This window comes from Paenibacillus paeoniae (assembly GCF_003388735.1).
GTDB classification, from domain to species: domain Bacteria; phylum Bacillota; class Bacilli; order Paenibacillales; family Paenibacillaceae; genus Pristimantibacillus; species Pristimantibacillus paeoniae.
In genome coordinates this window covers 2,027,932-2,048,934 of the sequence record NZ_QUBQ01000001.1, presented here as the reverse complement: position 1 = coordinate 2,048,934, position 21,003 = coordinate 2,027,932, and the positions used below count along the sequence as shown (strand labels likewise).

Below are 21,003 nucleotides of genomic sequence, written 5' to 3'. Positions count from 1 at the left end.
TTTCTGACACTGTGCGTCTATACAAGTGTCCTTGTATGTCGAATGATCACATTCGATGAAGGAAATTCAGTCATCGAGGTGGGAAATGAAAAAGTCTGTATCCATTATGTTGTTGATGTCGTTGCTGTTCACATTATTTGCGTCCGTCGGACATGCTGCCAGCGTGCCTCCAAAGCTGTTTCTGGAGGGCAAGCAGTTAATGTCGGATGTGGATCCGAAGATTGAGAACGGTTCAACGCTCGTTCCGCTGGCCATTCTGTCCGAAGGGCTGGGCTATGGGGTGGAATGGGAGCCCGTCATGAAGAAAGTGACCGTCAAAAACGACAGAACTGTCATCGAGCTGATTATCGGCGAAGCCATGGTGAAGGTAAACGACGTCATAATGGACATAGCCGCCAAGCCGCAGCTGATGAATCAAAGGACGATGGTGCCGGTAAGAGCAGTTGGCGAGCTGCTTGGCCTGGAGTTTGAGTGGAAAGCCGCCGAACGGGAAGTACATATGTTCCGTATTCAGCCGGAAACGCCTGTAGATCCTGAACCTACAGAGCCAGAGCTGCCCTTGCCGATCGGGTACATAACAGGGGTATCGATGGACGAGCAGTCCGTCATTACGATTTTGCACACGGATGTCCAGAAGCCTGGTAAGCCTCTTGTGCTGGACAACCCTAAGCGTCTTGCTTTTGATTTCAAAAACACGACGTTCGAGCCTTTCTTCAACGGGGAGAACCGGGTAGAAGTGGCTGACAATCCGTTGCTGTCGGGCTACCGATATGCTCAGTTCCAGTTGAACCCGCTTACAGCAAGACTGGTCATCAACATTGGCGACGATACGGGATACGTAGTGTCGGAGTCTGATCACGCGATTCATATTGCGTTGATGCCGACCGCCGAACTACCGACTGACCCAGAACCGCCTGTTGATCCGGAACCGCCGGTGACAACACCTCCTACAGGCAACAATGGAGCGAAGTTCACCGTTGTGCTTGATGCTGGACATGGCGCCAAGGACCCGGGAGCATACAGCAAGTCGATGAACCGCTGGGAGAAGGAATTCAACCTGAACGCTGCACTGAAGCTGAAGGCCGAGCTGGAGAAGGACAAGCGTATTAACGTTCTGATGACACGTTCGGACGATACGTTCATTGAACTCGCGGATCGGATTAAGTTTGCGCAGGATCATAAAGCGGATCTGTTTATTTCGATTCATGCCAATAGCTTTGACAAAACAAGCGTCAACGGCTCCGAGACTTACTATTACCGCGATAATAGCAAGGCATTTGCGGATTTTCTTCATCCATACGTACTTGCAGGCACCGGCTTGAACAACCGCTATGTGAAGAAAGCGGCATTCAAGGTTATCAAGGAGACGACGATGCCAGCCGTTCTGATCGAAGCTGGATACTTATCTAATGATGGCGATGCGAAAGCGCTGTTCTCAGATTCCGTTCAAAGCAAATTCGGTGCGGAAGTCGCCAAGGGAATAAAAGCATATTTGGATTTGAAATAAGAGCGGAGGTTCTGGCTGATGCATAAGACCGGACATGCCTTTCGAGTGTTGATCGCTTCATTTGTTGTTATTGCCGCGCTTTCGGGCTGCGGTGCTCAAGAGAAGAATAACGTGGACACGCAAGGCGGCGTCGGAGCATCCCCTACAGCTATTGAATCGAGCGACGGACCAACGAACGAACCGGAAGAGGGCGGGAATGAGCCCACTCCGGTTCCTTCCAGTCCAACTGTGGACCAGAGGGAAGTTACGATCTATGCGACAGATGCCGATCTGGAGAAAACATTGGAGAGAAAAGTGGCGATTCCGAATGCGGGTGAAGCTGATCTCATCAAGTCCACACTAGCGGAGCTGCAAAAGGATGCCGGAGACGGCAGTATTTCGCTGTGGGGGGACGTACATATATTGTCCGCTGAAGTGAAGGACGGAATCGTAACCGTCGATATTCACATTCCGGACGAAGCCAGATTAGGCGCGCCTGGGGAGCTGCAGATGATCGAAACGCTCAAGAGCACCCTGTTTCAATTCTCTTTCGTAGAGGGGATTGATATTCTTGTCGTAGGGGAAGCAGTGGAGAGTTTAATGGGCCATGTCGATCTGGATCATCCCATTCTTCGCTAACCGCTGAGCAGCTTATATTACTTTTAATCGATAAAGGAGACAAACCCAATGCCAATCGAATTGTCATGGAAAAAAATAATGACCGGCGCGCTTGCCCTTACACTCGTAACGGGAAGCGGTTCTGCCGTTTTATCAACACCTGTCGCTGTGCATGCCGCTGCGATTACGGCTTCAACGCCGTTTCTTGATGTGAATGCCGGCCACTGGGCCGAAAAACATATAGCGAAGCTATATTTCCAAGGCATTATTGATGGTTATAAAAATACGGCGGACGGAACCGCGACGTTCAAGCCGGAGAAAAGCGTATCCCAACAAGAAGCGGTATTGATGGCCCTGCGTTTTGCTGGTCTGATTGACAAAGCGCCTACCAACTCATTGATTATTTTTGATCAATCGTTTGTTGTAAGCGAGTTTTTCAAATCGTACATTGAGCTTGCCTTCACGGAAGGATTGCTGGATCGTGAGGAAGAATATGGGCTGGCCAAAGCGGACACTGAAATTGCCTGGGGCTCCAAGCCTGCAAGCCGCGAATGGGTTACAAAATTGATCGTAAAGGCGATTAAGCAGCAAGCTGTAGCAAGCCAATTGCAAAATGCGGGATCGCCTTTCCAAGATGCCTCATCCATTAATAACCGTTATAAAGGATATGTAAACGCAGCATTCCAGCTTGGCCTGGTCAAAGGAATGACAGAGACAACCTTCGAGCCAGCCAAAACCATTACTCGTGCAAGCTTGGCCACCCTGTTCAGCAGAGCGCAATCCAGCTATCCCGTTGGTTATGCAGGACAGCAATCGGGTGTTGTGTCCGAGCTCACGAGCACAGGATTGACGGTTTATGATGATGGGAAAGAAACAAATTATTCGCTTGATTCCAATACGGTATACTTCCATTACAATTCCGAGAAGCCAATTACAAAGGATCAATTGCTCCAGTATGGAGATGTAACGGTAATCGGAAAAGACGGCAAGGCGCTGTATGTTGAAGTTGAGAGCGATACGCAGCATACGAAACAGATCACGGGAACGTTCGATCGCTTTAATGCGACGGACAAAACATTCTATGTCTGGATTGATAATAAAGCTCAGCTATTCAGTTATGATCAATCTTTAGCTGTTGAGGATGCAGAGGGCAAGACGGTGGCCATTGATACGATCAGACGTGATGCGAAAGTAACAATCGTACAAGACAACTTCCGTAAAGAGCCGCGTACCTTGAAGCTGACTACAGCTTTGGCGCCGAACACGACGACCATTAGCGGTATGGTGCAGAATCTGGACAGAGAGTCGATTACGATTCTGCAAGACGGCAAAAATCTGGTGTCCAAATTCCTTGACAAGAGTGTAACGGTTCAAATAGAAGGCTTGCCAAAAACATCGACCAGTGATTTGATCGCGAAGGTGGACGTTGTGGAGCTGACGATTAATGCGAGCGAGCAAGTTGTCTCCATTAAAGTGCAGAATCGCCAAATGAACAGAATCTCCGCTGCGCAAATTATTAACGTTGCTCAGGACAACAAATTGTTGACTATCGTAGATTCCAATGGCAAAAACGCACAAGCGCTTTATATTACGGATGCAACCAAATACGTTCATCGTGGCGATACATTGACTCGTGATGCGGGCGAGAAGCTGATGAACCAATTCAAAAATATCATTGTCAGCTATTCGCACACGAACATTATTATTCTTGAGTTTGTCGATAAGTATGAAGGCGAGCTTGTGACAGTTAATGAAACCGATCAGCAGGTGACTATCAAACTTAGCAACGGTGATATCGTTACGGCTCCTTATATTAAATCTTCAGTGGATTTGAAGGACAAGCCGTCTGCTAACGTGAGTGATCTGGTGAAAGGTTCAACCATCACGCTGGATATGGAATATGATCGATTCCAAATCTATCAAATCAAGATTCATCAAAATGTCCAATACGAGATTGTATCCGTAGATTCCGTGAACAAGAAATTGAGAGTGAAAACGGGAACAGAAGCGGCATTCGACCTGTCTACGGCTACAATTGATCTCTTCAAGGCCGATGGTACAAAAGGCGCGTTCAGCCAATTCAAGGCTGGCGACAAGATTAATGCTACCTATGTTGGTTCGATGATAGAGAAGCTGCAAAGCGTCACAACAACTTCCAACGGCTAGGAAAATAGGCGCTTAAGCCATAATTCCTATAAAAGCAGGAACGTTTTGTGAAAAAAACTGCCCTTAGGGGCAGTTTTTTTATGGAATAATGCGTATTTATAGTTGCGTGCCGTGTCAAATTTCGTTACACTTTGAACGATAGTGTTAAACTGGAGGCATATCATGAGTGCGAAGCAGAAGATGCGTCACATATTGGATACAATAGCGGAGATGTTCCCGGACGCGCATTGCGAGCTTCATCATGACAATCCGTTCGAGCTGACCATTGCCGTATTGCTCTCGGCTCAATGTACAGACGAGACCGTCAACAAGGTTACAGCAGGATTGTTCCAGAAGTACAAGACGCCCGAGGATTACTTGAGCGTGCCTCTGGAGGAGCTGGAAGGCGATATTCGCCGAATCGGGTTGTTCAGAAGCAAAGCTTCCAATATTCAGAAGTTGTGCCGCATTCTGATCGATAAGTATGAGGGTGAAGTTCCCACCAGTCACGAAGGATTAACCGAGCTTCCCGGTGTTGGACGCAAGACGGCCAATGTCGTGATGTCCAATGCATTCGGTGTACCTGCTATTGCGGTCGATACGCATGTCGAACGTGTGTCGAAACGGCTGGCCGTTGCCAAGCCTGATGATTCGGTTCTTGTCGTCGAGCAGAAGCTGAACAAGCTTGTTCCGAAAGAGGAATGGACGATTACCCATCACCGTCTCATTTTTTTCGGACGATATCACTGCAAGGCGCAAAATCCGCAATGTCCCGTATGTCCGTTGCTGGATATATGCAAAGAAGGAAAAGTGCGTATGAAGCCAGCGGTTAAGACCAAAAATAGGAGTAAAAAAACCAAAATAGCGAATGAAGGATGATGAATGATGAAATGCATTTCCGTGTATACGAACAACTTTGAGCTTTTTTCCGATATTTACGAGCAAGTGCTTGAGTCCCCACCACAAGAAAATGAAGATATTGTTATCGATGGTATTACGGTAAGCGGTTCAGGCGATGTGCCTGATCAATATATCGAACGTATGCGTACGAAGCCAGAGGTTGTTGTTATGAAGGAGAGAGAGCGCAATATTATGATTCTCCAACATGGCAATGTATTCGAAATTTGCCTGCCAGCCGACGAAGAGGAAGCCGTCTAGGTTCTTCTGAGGATGACAGTGATGACGGTACAAGGCATAGCAGAGGCACTTCGGGCCGCAAGCTCCGCAATGACCGAGTCAGGAGACCATATACGCGCGCGGCAGGCGCGTGAGCTAACAAGTAAGCTGACCGAAGGTCGGCTTACTGTTGCGTTATGCGGACATTTCTCGGCAGGTAAATCAACGCTCGTCAATCGGCTGTGCGGAGCTCAGTTGCTCCCTTCCAGTCCGATTCCGACCAGCGCTAATGTCGTTTCGATTCGAGGCGGCGAGCGAGCTTATGCGGAAGTAGAGAAGGTAACGGAAGACGGCAATAAAATTCATGCGGAAGTACCGATTGACGAGCTCGATCAATATTGTGTGGACGGTGAGCAATATACGTCCGTGTCGATTGTCTATCCTAGTGAATTATTGGGTGGCGATACGGTGCTTCTTGACACGCCGGGCATTGACTCTACGGACGATGCGCACCGTATGTCTACGGAATCTGCGCTTCATTTGGCGGATGTCGTGTTTTATGTCATGGATTACAATCATGTCCAATCGGAAATTAACTTTGCATTTGCTAAGGAATTGAAGGATTGGGGCAAGCCCTTATATTTTATAGTTAATCAGATTGATAAGCACCGCGACAGAGAGCTTAGCTTCTCCGATTATCGCAATAGCGTAGAGGAAGCGTTCCAGGCTTGGCATTTGGAGCCAGCGGGGATTTTGTATTTGTCGCTCAGAAAGCCGGAGCATCCTCATCATGAGTGGCATAAGCTTATTGACCTGTTCGCCAAGCTGGCCGAGCAGCGCGAGGAGCTGTGCGCTTATAGCGTGGATGCTTCGCTGAGACACTTGGCGGAGACTCATCTGAAGTGGCGCGAAGAACGTCAGGAGCCTGAGCGCGAGCGTCTTATAGTAGAAGCTGGCGGTGAAGAAGCGATGGCAGCCGTATCTGATGAGCTGCAGGAGCTTCGAGCGCGGATTGACACCTTAGTTGCTCAGCAAGAAGTGTACCGGACGAAGCTTCGTCAAGAGCTTCAATCGTTGCTGGATAATGCGAACATCACGCCGGCCGCGCTGCGCGACTTGGCCCATTCGTTTCTGGAGAGCCGCAAGCCGGGCTTTAAGACAGGATTGCTGTTCTCGGGCGCGAAGACGGCAGCTGAGCAGGAGAGAAGGCTGGAAGCCTTCCGTTCGGAGCTGTCCAGCCTCATAAGCGCATCAATCGAGTGGCATGTCAAGCAATTGCTGCGCAAAGCCGCGGAGTCGGCGGGCTACAGCCAAGAGCAGCTTGAGGCAGGTCTGGCGGCAGAGCTGTCATGGACGCCTGACGGCAATTGGCTGACCGGACGAGTGAAAGCCGGAGCAGTCATGGGCAACGAATATACGATGATCTTCAGCAAGGACATGGCCGCGGACATCAAGAGCGTCTACCGCCAGCGGGCGCTAGCCGTTATTGACGATCTAGCCGCCAGCGCATCTGCGTCAAGCGAAGCGGAGCGCGCATCAGCGGAGACGCGTCTGGAGGATGTTCAAAGCCAAGCCAGCGCCATTCATGAGCTGGAGAACTTAGTCCAGAAGCTGGAGCAGGATGCAGCAGGCATGCGCAGGATGCTGCCTGAGCCGATCGCAGCGCCTGCGCTGCCTAAGCCAGCAGCGTCTGAGCTGGGTCGCAGTGAGACTGCACTCCAGTCAGCGGGTACTGCAGCCGTGAAGAAAGATAGAGCCTTGCATCCTGACCAGAAGCTGCCAGCAAGCCAAGTGGCAGTGACGAGTGGACCTCGCAGTGAAGCGAAGCCGGGAGCGCGAGAGGCAGCGGTTCGGTCCAAGCAGGGAGAAGCTGCCGACAAGCTCATTCAGGCGGCTGATCTTATTTCGTCGCAAGCGGCGCTTCGCTCCGCTGCCTTAGCCATGAAGGAGAAGGCTGCACGCTTGCAGAGCAGCCGATTTACTGTTGCCCTGTTCGGCGCATTCAGCGCTGGCAAGTCGTCGCTAGCGAACGCGCTAATCGGCGATGCAGTCTTGCCGGTGTCTCCGAATCCGACGACTGCGGCTATTAACCGTCTGATGCCGCCAACCTCGGAATACGAGCATGGTGAAGCGCGCGTGGTTATGAAGAGCAGGGAAGCCGTGTTGGCCGATTTGCGCTACTCTCTTGCGCTGCTCGGAGAGCAGGCATCCGAAGCTCATATGCCGGATGCGGCTTCTATCTTGAAGGCGATTGACAAGTTGACGCCGAAATCTATCGGGGCTGGCGGTAGACCGCATTATAGCTTCCTGCGCGCAGCACGGCAGGGCTGGGAACGGCATGAGTCGCTGCTAGGGCAAGAGCTGAAGACCGATCGCGCGGAGTATGCCAGGTATGTCGCGGAGGAATCCCGTTCTTGCTTCGTCAGCGAGATTGACTTCCATTATGAATGTACATTAACAGCCGAAGGCATTGTACTCGTCGATACGCCAGGAGCGGACTCCGTTAATGCGCGTCATACAGGCGTGGCCTTCAATTATATTAAAAATGCGGATGCTGTTTTGTTCGTCACCTATTACAATCATGCCTTCTCCCAAGCGGATCGCCAGTTTCTCGATCAGCTAGGACGAGTGAAGGACCAGTTCGAGCTGGATAAAATGTTTTTTGTCGTCAATGCATCAGATTTGGCTGCAGATGAGGAGGAATTAGAGGGCGTACTGGCGCATGTGGAGAGCAATTTGCTGCAGCATGCGATTCGTTCCCCGAGATTATTCCCGGTATCCAGCATCGAAGCGCTTGACGGCAAGATGGACCGCGACGAGCAGGTGCTTCAGCAGTCGCGGATGCCGAAGTTGGAATCCGCTTTTCTGTCCTTTATAACGAATGATCTTGGCCGACTTGCCGTGGAATCCGCTTATCAGGAGCTGGCTCGTACCGCTGGTACGGTTGGCGGCTGGGTAAGGGGGGCCGAAGGCGACGCATCGCAACGTGAAGCCGAGCTGCGTCGCTTGTCCCAAGCGGGCCAACAATCTGCCGCGCTAATCGATACGATGGCCGCAAGCGAAATTCCGCTTGGATTGAAGCAAGAGATTAACGAACTGCTTTATTACGTCATCCAAAGACTTCAATACCGATTCGGAGAGTTCTATCATCTGGCGTTCAATCCGGCATCACTGCAGGATGATGGCCGAGATTTGCGCCGCATGGTATGGACATCATGGCTGGAGCTGCAGAGACTTATGCAACGCGAGCTATCGCAAGAGCTGCTGGCGACAACGCTTCGAATGGAGCGTGCCCTTCATGTCGCGCTCAAGAAGCAATATGACCGCTGCAGCGAAGAACTGGCCGCATCGCTTGCCGATTACCCACCGGCTCCTTATCCCGCTGAGAGCGTGCAGGCTCCCGAGCAGGCAAAGGACTGGGAAGCGGATGGCATGGACGCGAAGTGGCTGTGGAGTCGTTTCAAGTCGCCTCGCCAGTTTTTCGAGGGAGACGGAAAGACCCATCTGCGCAAAGAATTGGAGACACGAATCGCTCCAGAGCTCCAGCGCTGGATGGAGGACGTTATAGCTGATTGGACCGTTCATTACGAGCGTGTCTGGCAAGCATCGATCGATGAGGCAGGGCGATACTTGAAGCAAGATATGACCGCCTTTGCCGACGGTAAGCAAGCAACGCTTACGGACAGCGGCAAGCTGGAGGAATTAAAGCAGCTGCACGCCGAGCTTGTCTCGCTTCAGGCTTAAAGGCTGTCAGCAACCATTCATCCCATTTAACCATGCTTTCTCGGAAATTCGTTTCCGGGGAAGCATGGTTTTTTTCTCGAATCGTGATTTAAACTGGAAAAAAAATTAGGCTATGTTGTGTGAAATTATGCAAAAACGGAGTAATACGCACATTATGGTATCGATTCGGGACGATTTGGGAGGTTTAACCGTTTCCAATTCAGCTAGCGGGAGTTTAAGCGCTTCTACATAAAAATTCGCAAAATTATCGAATTTGCTCCTCTAAAGCGATGCTGATAAGATTCATTCATGCTTACATAATAGAGATGGGGAGATGAATTTCGTTGGACGTACTGAGGCAATTAAAGGCGTTCTATATGCCGGAGAGAAAGTATTTAATTGCATCGATCTTTTTTTTGATGGTTGCAACAGCCTTGGGGCTTATCTACCCGAATCTATTGCGCTATCTGATCGATGATGTGATTGCACCCCAAAAATTCGAGCTTGTTCCATGGCTCGCGCTTATTGTAGTGGTTGTCATTTCTTTGAAAGCGCTCAATCAATTTCTGCATGGCTTTTTCGGCGGAAGACTGGGCAACAGAGTTGCATTTCGTTTGCGCAACGCCTTGTACGATAAGCTTCAGACCTTATCCTTTCAATATTACGACAAAGCAAAGACAGGCGACCTCATGTCGCGGCTTACGGCCGACTTGGAGGCCATCCGCAACTTTATCGGATTTGGCTTCGCACAAATTCTGAATATGGTGCTTATGATCGTCTTTGGCGGAGCCATGATGCTGTACTTGAATTGGCAGCTGACGCTAATCACGCTGGTTCCCATCCCGATCTTGGCGATTCTGGCGCTACGGTTCGAGAAGCTGATCCACCCGGCATTCCGCGAAATGCGTCAAGCGATGAGCAATCTGACGACGGCTGTTCAGGAGAACATTACCGGCGTTCGTACGGTCAAGTCGTTCGCTCGCGAGAAGCATGAAGTGACGAAGTTCTCTGTACGCAGCGAAGCCTACCAGACGAACCAGATTGGTGCGGCGAAAATATGGGCGAAATACTTCCCGGTCATGGAGCTTGTCGCCAACTTCAGTGCCGTAATTCTGTTGATTGCAGGCGGGATCATGGTCATCAACGGTTCGCTGCTGCTTGGTGAATTCGTAGCTTTCTTCAGCTTGATCTGGTACATTATCGGTCCGATGTGGGGACTGGGCTTCCATATTAACAACTATACGCAGTTCAAAGCATCTGGCGAGCGTGTATTGGGTCTGCTGAACGAGCATGTGCATGTGAAAAATGTGAAGGATGCTGTGGAGCTTGACTCCAGCAACGTAAGAGGACATGTACGCTTCGAAAACGTTACGTTCAATTATCCGGATAAATCCGCTGCATTAACGGCGATCGACATTGATGCGCCAGCGGGTTCGGTGATCGGCTTCCTGGGCGGCACAGGCTCGGGTAAATCTACCATTATTCAGCTTCTAATGCGTGCCTATAACGTGAAGAACGGGCGAATTATGCTGGATGGCATGGATATTAAAAATGTGGACGTAGAATCGCTTAGACGCCAGATTGCGCCTGTCTTCCAGGAGACCTTCCTGTTCTCGGCTTCTATTCGCGACAATATCGCGTACGGCATTCGTGATGTAACGCAGGAGCAAATCGAACATGCGGCGAAGCTGTCCAAGGCGCATGATTTCATTATGGAGCTGCCGCTTGGCTACGATACAATTGTCGGAGAGCGGGGCATGGGTCTGTCCGGCGGGCAGAAGCAGCGTATCGCCATTGCGCGCGCCCTGATCAAAAATCCGCGCATCCTTATTCTGGACGATGCGACAAGCGCGGTAGACATGGAGACCGAGCATGAGATACAAGCAGGCTTCAAGGAGCTGATGGCGGGACGCACCACGTTCATTATCGCGCATCGTATCTCTTCCCTGCGTCATGCTGATGAGATCATCGTGCTGGACAAAGGGCATATTGTGCAGCGCGGCAAGCATGCTGATCTAATCGCGCAAAAGGGGCCTTACCGCGATACGTACAAGATTCAATACGCGGATTATGTCAGCGACGACGAAAACGATTATGCCGTGATTGATATTCATGACCGGAGAAGGAGCAACGCCAAATGAGTGCAAAAGCATCCGCCAAAGGGCGAAGCCGTAACGAGCGTTTCGTCTACCAGGACGACGAGGCGATTGAAAAGCCGTTTAACTGGGAGCAACTGCGCCGTCTATATACGTATATGATGCCTTACAAGCGAGAGCTGATGCCAGTCATCGTCATGATGATCATCGGCACGCTGACCAGACTTGCGATTCCTTTCCTTATGCTCTATGTGATCGACAGCATATTGGATGCCGACAAAGGTTCCCAAAGCACAGGTATGCTGGCGGCAATCGGCGGGATGATGCTGGCGCTCTACATTATACAATGGGCGTCCAACCGGTACCGCATCAAGTATACGAGCATTATCGGGCAAAAGGTTATTTACGACTTGAGGAATCATCTATTCCAACATATTCAGAAGTTGTCCTTCCGCTTTTACGATAAGCGTCCTGCGGGTTCGGTCCTCGTTCGTGTCACGAATGATGTCAACGCCCTACAAGACTTGTTCACGAACGGTGTTGTCAACCTGCTGATGGACTGCATCCAACTTGTGGGCATCGTCATTATTTTGCTGGCGCTGAACGTCAAGCTGGGTCTGGCTGTTATGATTACCGTTCCGATTATGTTCATCGTATCGACTTCACTACGCAAACGTATCCGTTTCGCCTGGCAGGATGTTCGGATGAAGCAATCGCGAATTAACGCCCATTTGAACGAAAGCATTCAAGGGATGAAAGTAACGCAAGCATACGTTCAAGAGAAGGACAACATGGCTTTCTTCAATCATATGAACACGGACAACATCAAGTCATGGAACAAAGCATCTGCGCTGAACCAAGGCTTTGGGCCCGTAATAGAAGTTACGGCTGCGATTGGTACATGTATTCTGTTCTGGTATGGTACTCACCTTATCCAGACCCAGGTCATTACGATTGGTCTTTTGTTCGCTTTCGCTAACTACATCGGCAACTTCTGGGAGCCAATCAACCGGTTGGGCCAAATGTATTCGCAGTTGCTGATCGCCATGGCTTCCTCCGAGCGAATCTTCGAATTTATCGATGAAGAGACGACGGTAGGCGAGCGCAAGGACGCAAAGCCGCTTCCTGCGATCAAGGGCGATGTCAAATTCGATAACATTATTTTCGAATATGAGAAAGATCGGCCTGCTCTGAAAGGCATCAGTATCGATGTAAAGGCGGGGCAGTCGATTGCTCTAGTCGGACATACCGGTTCAGGCAAAAGTACGATTATCAATCTGCTATGCCGATTCTATGATCCCGTTCAAGGCCGAGTGCTTATCGACGGTACGGACATTCGTGATGTCTCCATCGAGAGTCTTCGTTCACAAGTCGGCATCGTGCTGCAGGATACCTTTATCTTCGCGGGTACGATTCGCGACAATATCCGGTACGGCCGATTGGATGCGACTGATGCGGAGACGGAGGATGCGGCCAAAGCGGTTCATGCCCATGATTTCATCATGTCGCTGCCTGACGGTTATGAGACAGAGGTGGAGGAACGGGGCAACGTGCTGTCGATGGGACAGCGTCAGCTGCTGTCGTTCGCTAGAGCATTGCTGGCCAATCCGCAAATATTGATTCTCGACGAAGCGACGGCAAGCATCGATACGGAGACCGAGCTGAAGATTCAGGAAGCATTGAAGATACTGCTTGCTGGACGCACCTCCTTCATGATTGCCCATCGCTTGTCCACCATTCGCCATGCAGACGATATTATCGTACTGGATCACGGTAAAATTGTGGAGCAAGGCAATCATGAGACGCTAATGTCGACAAAAGGCGTATATCATGGCTTGATTGAAGCGCAATATCGCTATTTATAGCTCCAAAATCCGAACGATTGAGCACTTATCTTCTCCTTTATATTGATTTTTCGCGAAAGAACCTCCACAATGGAAGAAAACCATTTTTGTCTGCTCTCTCTTTCGCATGAACGAGAGAAGCGGACGAACATGTTCCAGGAGGTTCTTTTTTATATGTATGGCTCGCCTTTAACTTCGAATGCTCGTAAAGTGCTTTTATTAGGATCGGGAGAATTGGGTAAGGAAGTTGTTCTTGAAGCTCAGCGGCTTGGTGTTGAAACAATAGCAGTGGACCGCTACGCGAATGCGCCTGCGATGCAGGTTGCACATCGCAGCTATGTGGTTGATATGCTGGATGGAGAAGGCATCCGCCGAATTATTGAGGAGGAGAAGCCGGATTTTATCATACCGGAAATTGAGGCGATTGCGACGGAGACGCTGCTTGAGCTGGAGAGCGAGGGACATCGCGTCATTCCGACGGCGCGAGCTGCTCGCCTGACGATGGACCGCGAGGGCATCCGCAGACTGGCAGCTGAAACACTGGGCCTGCCTACAGCGCCGTACCAATTTGCCGATACACTGGATGAACTGAGAGAAGCGGCTGACGTGCTTGGTTATCCTTGTGTGATCAAGCCGATTATGAGCTCCTCAGGCAAAGGTCAAAGCGTTTGCCGATCCGAAGCTGAGCTGGAGAGCTGCTGGAACTATGCGATGGAGGGCGGCCGTGCCAAGAAGAGCCGTATTATTGTGGAAGGCTTTGTTACCTTTGAGTCGGAAATTACGCTTCTGACGATCCGTTCGGTGAATGGCACAAGCTACTGTGCGCCGATCGGACATGTACAGAAGGATGGAGACTATATCGAATCTTGGCAACCTCACGAGATGACAGATGTACAGATTCGCCAAGCGGAAGAGATCGCTTATCGCATTACGGAAGAGCTGGGCGGCTACGGGCTGTACGGTGTTGAGCTGTTTCTGACGAAGGACGGGGTTCTCTTCAGCGAGGTGTCGCCGCGTCCGCATGATACGGGAATGGTCACGATGGCGACGCAAGATTCCTCGGAGTTCGCCCTGCATATCCGGGCGATCCTGGGCTATCCGATCCCGGCGATACGGCTTCTGTCGCCAGGCGCTTCGCATACGCTCAAGGCGGATCGTGAGTCGCAATCATTCCGCATTGGCGGACTGGAGGATGCGCTTGCCGTACCGAACACGCAAGTTCGTCTATTCGGCAAACCGGAGACAAAGGCTGGCCGGCGTATGGCAGTAGCTCTCAGCACGGCATCCGATACGGAGTCGGCACGAGCGCTGGCACGCAGAGCGGCAGAATCGCTGCATATTCAATACGATAATGAGTAGGTGATACACATATGGCGAAGAAGGGGAAACAAAGGCAATCACAGCCGAAGCGCAGCAGTGAGCAGGAGCAAACGGCGACTGGCGCTACGCTGAAGGAACTGCTGGGCGCGGATACGCTGCAGAAGCTGAAGGCGCAAGCAGATGAGCTGAAGAGTGCAGAGGCTGATCGCAAGGAGAAGCAGCGCTTGCAGGAGGAAGAGGCAAAGAAGCAAGAGAAGAAGCGATTGGAAAATGATTTCTCTTATTTGCTGGAGAACAGCGACAACAACTGGAGCAAATATAAATAAGATCGATAGCCTTCCGGATTATAGCCGGGAGGCTTTGTTTTATTTGGAGATAAATATCGCGATACGGTCAAGGCAGGCACCAATCCGGGCAGCAGCCCATACTTTATTCTAAAGATGGCTGGAAGGGTTAAAGGAGGAATAGACCGCATGCAGGTGACGGTAAGAAACGGAGATTCGTTCTGGAAGTATAGTATCCTCTTCGGTGTACCCTATCGTCTAATCGTGGATTCCAATCCTGGGATTGTACCGGAAGCATTGTATATCGGTCAGACCGTTCAAGTTCCGGGATTCCAGTGGACGGAGCACCTTATCGTCAGCGGAGATTCGCTATGGCGCATCGCATCGCGCAACGGCATATCGGCAGAGCTGCTGCTGCAGACTAATCCGGGACTGCACAGCAATAATTTGCAGGTGGGTGAAAAGATACGCATCCCGAGACGCATCACAGAGCTGGTGACGAATCCGCAGCGCAACTATAATGTTGCGGCGCTGGAAGAGGACATCGGCCGGCTGGTTGCTGCCTACCCGTTCCTGAGGCGCTCCTCTATCGGCAATAGCGTCATGGGCAAGCCGATAACGGAAATACGAATTGGCAGCGGCGACCGAATCATACATGCGAACGGCTCGATACACGCGAACGAATGGATTACGACCCCTGTGCTGATCCAGTTTTTGAATGAATACGCGATGGCTGTAACGAACAGCTCGGACTTGCGCGGTACATCCGCGTATGGCCCCTATCTGGCTGTAACCTTGTCTGTGGTTCCAATGATGAATCCAGACGGTGTCGATCTGGTGATCGACGGTCCGCCGACGGGAGAGCCATTCCACAGTGATGTTGCAGCAATCAATGGCGGCAGCATGGACTTTAGCGGCTGGAAGGCTAATATTCGGGGAGTCGATCTAAACAAACAATTTCCGGCCTTATGGGAGCGGGATGCGGTTGCTGGACCGCAAGCGCCGGCTCCGCGCGACTACTCGGGTGTAGCGCCGCTGACAGAACCCGAAGCCCAGGCGCTTGCGGAACTGACCCGCAGTCGTTCGTTCCAGCGCGTATTGGCCTTTCATACGCAAGGAGAAGTGTTGTTCTGGGGTTTTGAAGGATTGGAACCGCCAGAATCAGAATCTTTGGCGACGGCATTTGCGGAGGCGAGCGGATATGAAGCTGTCCGCAATGCGGACAGCACGGCAGGCTACAAGGACTGGTTCATTCAGGATTGGCGCAGGCCAGGCTTTACGATCGAGCTGGGCCAAGGCGTTAATCCGCTCCCTCTTGACCAATACGGTCGAATTTATGACGCAGCATCCAGCATCATAGTAGTAGCCATCACTCAATAAGGGGTGCAGTTCGCGGCTTCTCTTTTCAAGTTTATTGGTTCGTCTCGGATGCGCATAGCGCATCTTTTTTTTCGTTCGGCGGCATAAGGCGCGGCAGAAATGCAAACCATGGTAACATCTGACACGATATTTCCAAAGTACCGTGTCTGACGAAAGTCCAGCAGAGAAAGGGGAAGGGGGCCAACATGAAAACGACTCGATGGCTGTGGTATTGGCTGGCCGCCTGCTCTCTTTTATCAACAGTTGTACTTCTTACCGGACTAGGCATGGTACTGAACGACTTGAAGGCTGTGCCCGCCGTCTCGGAGACTAAGCCGTCGCCGTCTGCGCCTTCAGAGACAACCTCTGAGGAGAGAGTCTCCCTCGGGAACTTCAAGGAGATAAGGATCGTCGCATTGGGCGATTCGTTGACGAAAGGTACTGGCGATGCTACAGGCAAGGGATACGTCCGGCAAGTAGTCGATGGGTTGAAAAAAGAATTCGATAAGCCGGTTCAGCTCTTGAACAATTTGGCACTGAACGGCATGCAGACATCCCAGCTTGGAGAGCGTTTGTCCAACGATTCAGGATACCAATATGCCGTCAAGAGCGCTAATTTGATTCTGTTCAGCATTGGCGGCAATGATCTCTTCCTATCTGCTCGCGCCAGAATGGAGAAGAAGGAATGGGCGATGCTTGGCATGGACGAGCTTGAACAAGATATGGAGGAGACGCTTGGCCGCTTTCGCAGCATCATAGATCAATTGTATGAGCTTAACCCTTCTGCGAAGATCGTGTATATGGGGCTCTATAATCCCTTCTATGATCTGGACAACTTGCGAATAGCCAGTTTAAACATGCAACAATGGAATAAAGAAGCCTATGCAGTGATTCATCCCTATCCCAACATGATGATGGTGCCAACCTTTGATTTGTTCGAAGGGCGTATCGGGGAGTACTTATCCTCAGATCATTTTCATCCCAACCATGAAGGTTATAAGCGGATTGCTGGCCGCATGCTGGAAGCGCTGGATTGACGAAAGGAGATCATTTGAGATGAAAGCAAGCCATGCACCTGTTCTTCGCGTAAAAGACCTTCACAAATCCATTCAGCGCCATATGATCGTAGATAAATTGAGCTTTGACATCCATAGCGGGGAAATATTCGGGTTTCTCGGCCCTAATGGAGCCGGGAAAACAACGACCATTCGGATGCTCGTCGATCTGATTAAGCCTACTGGCGGCACCGTCGAAATATGCGGTCATAACGTTCAGCGCAATCCGGAGCGGGCGCTTAAGCATGTTGGCTGTATAGTTGAAAATCCGGAAGTCTACAACTACATGAGCGGCTGGCAAAACCTTGAACAATTCGCTCGTATGATGGACGGGGTGGATGAAGAGCGTATTCGTGAAGTAACGGAGATCGTCAAACTGGAGGATCGGATTCATGACAAGGTGAAGACGTATTCGCTGGGCATGCGTCAGCGGCTTGGTATTGCTCAAGCTCTGCTCGGCAAGCCCAAGCTGCTTATCCTCGATGAACCAACGAATGGATTGGATCCGAAAGGAATGAAGGAGCTGCGGGCATTTGTGCATAGCCTTGCGGACGAAGGAATAAGCCTTCTGATCTCCAGTCATATGTTAAGCGAGGTTCAGATGCTGTGCGGAAGGGTCGCCATTATGGACCGCGGCAAAATCATCGCAATCGGCAAAATCGAAGATCTGATGAAAGAGGCAGCCGGTTACGTGAATTGGCGGTTTCAGGAAATGGATAAAGGCGTTGCTGAGCTGTGCAGGGACCCGCGGATCATACTGCGAAACGGACCTGCCCGCGATATCTTGCCCACGGATACCATTGTGGTCGCTATGCCGGAGGCTATTATCGCAGATACAATTGCGCGGCTATCGTCCAGAGGAATCGGCATCCTGGCCGTTTGTCAGGCGGAGCCAACGCTGGAGGAGCTGTTTCTGACGCTGACGGGAAGTGAAGTACATGCGTAAGCTGCCGGCACTAGTCCAGAATGAGGTGCTTAAGCTGTGGCTGAAGAAACGTTTTGTCGTTATCGTCCTTATTCTGTTCATTCTCATTCCGATCTTCACTTATGCCGAGCATAAAGTGGTAAGCAATCACAGGGAGCACTTCGCGGATTGGCGCAATCAGATCCTGCAGCAAATTGCCGATTTGGAGAATACGCTCTCAAGCGACCGGATACCGGAGGAATGGAAGCGCAGCAGGCGTGTCGCGGTCCAGCAGCTTCAATACTACTTGAATCATGATATCAATCCCAGCGAGCCGAGCGGCGTACAATTTTCGAGAGAATTTCTAAGCAACTCGATTACGCTCTTTATTCCGATGCTTGTACTGGCTATGGGATCGGATATCGTCTCGGGTGAGAGAACGACCGGTACGATCAAGATGCTGCTTACCAGACCGGTCAAACGGTGGAAGATCCTATTGAGCAAACTGTGCGCCCTCACGCTTTATGTCTCATTAACCATTGCGGTAACGGTTATATTGTGTTACCTTATATCCGGCTTTGTTTTTGGATACGGAGGCTGGATCACTCCGGTTTTGACCGGATTCCGAATGGAGGGAGCTGTCATTGACAGCTCGTCGGTCCACACAGTCCCGCAGTGGCGATTTCTGCTCATGCAGGCTGGACTTTGCTGGTTTTCCGCCATGATCGTTGCGGTGCTGGGACTTATGGTCAGCGTGCTGATTCGCAGCACGGCGGCCAGCCTTGTGACGATGATGTCGGCAATCATTGCCGGCACGATTTTGTCCTCCATGTCCTCCTCGTGGAGGAGCGCGAAATATTTATTTTCAGTCAATCTGGGGTTGACCGGATATTTGGAAGGAACACCGCCGCCAATTGAGGGAATGACGCTTCCTTTTTCGTTGATCATCTTGGCGATGTGGGGAGCGGCAGGGCTGTTCGTTTCGTTTCGCGTCTTTACGAAAGGGGACATCTTGAATTAAAATAGCTTGAAGATATGAGTACGAGTGTTAAAGCAGATACGGATTGGGGGAAGCTCATGGCTGAGCAAATAAATACATTCGCAGGCACAGCGGCCGCAAACCGAAATTATGAGGCCGATGATATACAGGTATTAGAAGGCTTGACTGCTGTACGCAAGCGGCCGGGCATGTACATCGGCAGCACCAGCACTTCCGGCCTGCATCATCTAGTATGGGAGATCGTCGATAATGCGGTGGACGAGCATTTGGCCAGATACTGCTCGGCGATCGAAGTAACGCTGCACAAGAACGGCTCCATCACTGTCCACGACAACGGGCGCGGGATTCCGACCGGCATGCATAAGACCGGCATTCCTACGCCGCAAGTCGTCTATACCATTTTGCATGCGGGCGGAAAGTTCGGCGGCGGAGGATACAAGAAGTCCGGTGGTCTACATGGCGTGGGCGCTTCCGTGACGAATGCGTTGTCGGAATGGCTTGAAGTGGAGATTTACCGTGATGGCAAAATACATAAAATGCGATTTGAATATTGGGTTGACGACAAGGGCAAGGAGCATGTCGGAGAACCGGTAACAGGACTTGACGTTATTGGCAATACGAACCGGACGGGAACGAAAGTTACGTTTAAGCCAGACGGACGGGTGTTCCAGAATGGAACTTCCTTCAACTACGATACGCTTGCCGAGAGACTGCAGGAGATCGCGTTTCTGAATTCAGGGCTTAGGGTCACCATTAAGGATGACCGCAGCGGTAAAGTTGACGCCTTTCATTACGAGGGCGGTGCGAGCCAGTTCGTTCAATTTTTGAACGAAAACAAAAATGTGCTGCATGAGGTCGTTCATTTTGCAGGCGAGCGCGATGAAATCGAGGTTGAGGTTGCGTTGCAATACAATGACGGCTATACAGAGACGATCGCTTCGTTCGTTAACTCTATACCAACCAGAGGCGGCGGCACCCACGAGACGGGCTTCAAGACCGCTTATACGCGCGTCATGAACGATTACGCTCGTAAAGCTGCGCTGCTGAAGGAAAAGGACAAAAATCTGGAGGGCAATGATCTCCGCGAAGGCATGATGGCGGTCATCAATATTAAGATGTCCGAAGTGGAATTTGTCGGCCAGACCAAAGATCAACTCGGAAGCGCTTCAGCAAGAAGCGCAGTTGACGCAGTCGTAACCGAGAAGATGCAAGTCTTCCTGGAAGAGAATCCGCAGATCGCACAATCACTGCTTAAGAAAGCCGTGCAGGCGTCCAGGGCACGCGAAGCGGCCCGCAAGGCGCGTGAGGAAATTCGCAGCGGCAAGAAGAAGAGCGAAAGCTCTAATCTTGGCGGCAAGCTGACGCCTGCGCAGTCGAAGGATTACACGCGCAACGAGCTGTTCATCGTCGAAGGCGATTCCGCCGGCGGCTCCGCGAAGCAAGGCCGCGACTCCAAGCATCAGGCGATTTTGCCGCTTAAGGGCAAGCCAATGAACCCGGAGAAGGCGAAGCTGGTCGATATTTTGAAAAATGATGAGTATAAAGCGATCATTGCGGCGATTGGAGCGGGCGTAGGACCGGAATTCGAAGCCGAGGAAAGCAATTACAATAAAATTATTATTATGACGGATGCGGATACGGACGGTGCGCATATTCAAGTATTGCTCCTGACGTTCTTCTACCGCTATATGAAACCGCTCATCGACACCGGAAGAATTTATATCGCTCAGCCTCCTCTTTATAAGATTACAAGAAAATCGGGCAAGCTGGAGACGATACGCTATGCCTGGACGGATGAGCAGCTGCAAAATTATTTGAAGGAATACGGCAAAGGCTACGAGCTTCAGCGGTACAAGGGTCTTGGCGAGATGAATCCGGATCAGCTATGGGAGACGACGATGAATCCGGAATCCAGAACGCTGCTGCAGGTTCAGATTGAAGATGCCGCCAAAGCAGAGCGACGCGTATCCACGCTTATGGGGGATAAGGTAGACCCGCGCAAACGCTGGATTATTGAAAATGTAGACTTTACGGAATATGAAGAATAGGGGGG

15 protein-coding genes are annotated in these 21,003 nt (G+C 50.9%); all 15 read left to right on the top strand.

The genetic code is table 11. The annotated features are described in order from the left end of the window. The first annotated feature begins 85 nt into the window (after nt 1–85). The 15 genes from DX130_RS09390 (at nt 86) to parE (ending at nt 20,998) form a co-directional block, all read left to right on the top strand. Nucleotides 86–1,507, top strand: coding sequence for an N-acetylmuramoyl-L-alanine amidase (locus DX130_RS09390; RefSeq protein WP_165861209.1), 1,422 nt, complete (start codon nt 86–88; stop codon nt 1,505–1,507). A gap of 18 nt (nt 1,508–1,525) precedes the next feature. Further along, complete coding sequence (locus DX130_RS09385; RefSeq protein ID WP_116044648.1) at nt 1,526–2,125, top strand: GerMN domain-containing protein; 600 nt, start codon at nt 1,526–1,528, stop codon at nt 2,123–2,125. Between the two features lie 48 nt (nt 2,126–2,173). Continuing rightward, nucleotides 2,174–4,270: an S-layer homology domain-containing protein gene (locus DX130_RS09380; RefSeq protein ID WP_116044647.1), complete on the top strand. Its 2,097-nt coding sequence runs from the start codon at nt 2,174–2,176 to the stop codon at nt 4,268–4,270. Nucleotides 4,271–4,432: 162 nt separating this feature from the next. Continuing rightward, nucleotides 4,433–5,128 (top strand): endonuclease III, encoded by a 696-nt coding sequence (nth, locus tag DX130_RS09375; protein ID WP_116044645.1) that lies wholly within the window; start codon nt 4,433–4,435, stop codon nt 5,126–5,128. A 6-nt stretch (nt 5,129–5,134) separates the two neighbouring features. Next, entirely contained in the window at nt 5,135–5,407 is a 273-nt protein-coding gene (locus DX130_RS09370; protein WP_116044643.1) for an NAD/NADP transhydrogenase alpha subunit, read from the top strand. Nucleotides 5,408–5,428: 21 nt separating this feature from the next. Further along, the gene (locus DX130_RS09365) at nt 5,429–9,109 is read left to right on the top strand and encodes a dynamin family protein (RefSeq protein ID WP_240644371.1); all 3,681 of its coding nucleotides are present in this window, start codon (nt 5,429–5,431) and stop codon (nt 9,107–9,109) included. 323 nt (nt 9,110–9,432) lie between these two features. Then, nucleotides 9,433–11,229: an ABC transporter ATP-binding protein gene (locus tag DX130_RS09360; protein ID WP_116044639.1), complete on the top strand. Its 1,797-nt coding sequence runs from the start codon at nt 9,433–9,435 to the stop codon at nt 11,227–11,229. Next, nucleotides 11,226–13,049, top strand: coding sequence for an ABC transporter ATP-binding protein (locus DX130_RS09355; RefSeq protein ID WP_116044637.1), 1,824 nt, complete (start codon nt 11,226–11,228; stop codon nt 13,047–13,049). The genes DX130_RS09360 and DX130_RS09355 overlap by 4 nt, the downstream gene beginning before the upstream one ends. Nucleotides 13,050–13,202: 153 nt before the next feature. Next, nucleotides 13,203–14,387 carry a formate-dependent phosphoribosylglycinamide formyltransferase gene (gene purT / locus DX130_RS09350; protein ID WP_116044635.1) on the top strand — a complete coding sequence of 395 codons (1,185 nt, stop codon included), beginning with the start codon at nt 13,203–13,205 and terminating at the stop codon, nt 14,385–14,387. 11 nt (nt 14,388–14,398) lie between these two features. Beyond that, nucleotides 14,399–14,674: a YqkE family protein gene (locus DX130_RS09345; protein WP_116044633.1), complete on the top strand. Its 276-nt coding sequence runs from the start codon at nt 14,399–14,401 to the stop codon at nt 14,672–14,674. Nucleotides 14,675–14,821: 147 nt separating this feature from the next. Beyond that, the gene (locus tag DX130_RS09340) at nt 14,822–16,012 is read left to right on the top strand and encodes a M14 family metallopeptidase (protein ID WP_116044631.1); all 1,191 of its coding nucleotides are present in this window, start codon (nt 14,822–14,824) and stop codon (nt 16,010–16,012) included. A gap of 185 nt (nt 16,013–16,197) precedes the next feature. Next, nucleotides 16,198–17,028, top strand: coding sequence for a GDSL-type esterase/lipase family protein (locus tag DX130_RS09335; protein ID WP_116044629.1), 831 nt, complete (start codon nt 16,198–16,200; stop codon nt 17,026–17,028). A 19-nt stretch (nt 17,029–17,047) separates the two neighbouring features. Next, nucleotides 17,048–17,992, top strand: a complete 945-nt coding sequence (locus tag DX130_RS09330; protein WP_116044628.1) for an ABC transporter ATP-binding protein — start codon at nt 17,048–17,050, stop codon at nt 17,990–17,992. Continuing rightward, entirely contained in the window at nt 17,985–18,971 is a 987-nt protein-coding gene (locus tag DX130_RS09325) for an ABC transporter permease (RefSeq protein ID WP_116044626.1), read from the top strand. Before DX130_RS09330 ends, DX130_RS09325 begins: the two co-directional genes overlap by 8 nt. A 56-nt stretch (nt 18,972–19,027) precedes the next feature. Beyond that, nucleotides 19,028–20,998, top strand: coding sequence for a DNA topoisomerase IV subunit B (parE, locus tag DX130_RS09320; RefSeq protein WP_116044624.1), 1,971 nt, complete (start codon nt 19,028–19,030; stop codon nt 20,996–20,998). The last annotated feature ends 5 nt before the right edge of the window (nt 20,999–21,003 follow it).

What these genes read in the sequence shown, in the direction of transcription:
- DX130_RS09365 (WP_240644371.1), top strand. Translation starts at nt 5,429, where the DNA reads ATGACGGTACAAGGCATAGCAGAGGCACTTCGGGCCGCAAGCTCCGCA.
- DX130_RS09335 (WP_116044629.1), top strand. Translation starts at nt 16,198, where the DNA reads ATGAAAACGACTCGATGGCTGTGGTATTGGCTGGCCGCCTGCTCTCTT.
- purT (WP_116044635.1), top strand. Translation starts at nt 13,203, where the DNA reads ATGTATGGCTCGCCTTTAACTTCGAATGCTCGTAAAGTGCTTTTATTA.
- DX130_RS09325 (WP_116044626.1), top strand. Translation starts at nt 17,985, where the DNA reads ATGCGTAAGCTGCCGGCACTAGTCCAGAATGAGGTGCTTAAGCTGTGG.
- DX130_RS09340 (WP_116044631.1), top strand. Translation starts at nt 14,822, where the DNA reads ATGCAGGTGACGGTAAGAAACGGAGATTCGTTCTGGAAGTATAGTATC.
- nth (WP_116044645.1), top strand. Translation starts at nt 4,433, where the DNA reads ATGAGTGCGAAGCAGAAGATGCGTCACATATTGGATACAATAGCGGAG.
- DX130_RS09380 (WP_116044647.1), top strand. Translation starts at nt 2,174, where the DNA reads ATGCCAATCGAATTGTCATGGAAAAAAATAATGACCGGCGCGCTTGCC.
- parE (WP_116044624.1), top strand. Translation starts at nt 19,028, where the DNA reads ATGGCTGAGCAAATAAATACATTCGCAGGCACAGCGGCCGCAAACCGA.
- DX130_RS09385 (WP_116044648.1), top strand. Translation starts at nt 1,526, where the DNA reads ATGCATAAGACCGGACATGCCTTTCGAGTGTTGATCGCTTCATTTGTT.
- DX130_RS09330 (WP_116044628.1), top strand. Translation starts at nt 17,048, where the DNA reads ATGAAAGCAAGCCATGCACCTGTTCTTCGCGTAAAAGACCTTCACAAA.
- DX130_RS09345 (WP_116044633.1), top strand. Translation starts at nt 14,399, where the DNA reads ATGGCGAAGAAGGGGAAACAAAGGCAATCACAGCCGAAGCGCAGCAGT.
- DX130_RS09355 (WP_116044637.1), top strand. Translation starts at nt 11,226, where the DNA reads ATGAGTGCAAAAGCATCCGCCAAAGGGCGAAGCCGTAACGAGCGTTTC.
- DX130_RS09390 (WP_165861209.1), top strand. Translation starts at nt 86, where the DNA reads ATGAAAAAGTCTGTATCCATTATGTTGTTGATGTCGTTGCTGTTCACA.
- DX130_RS09370 (WP_116044643.1), top strand. Translation starts at nt 5,135, where the DNA reads ATGAAATGCATTTCCGTGTATACGAACAACTTTGAGCTTTTTTCCGAT.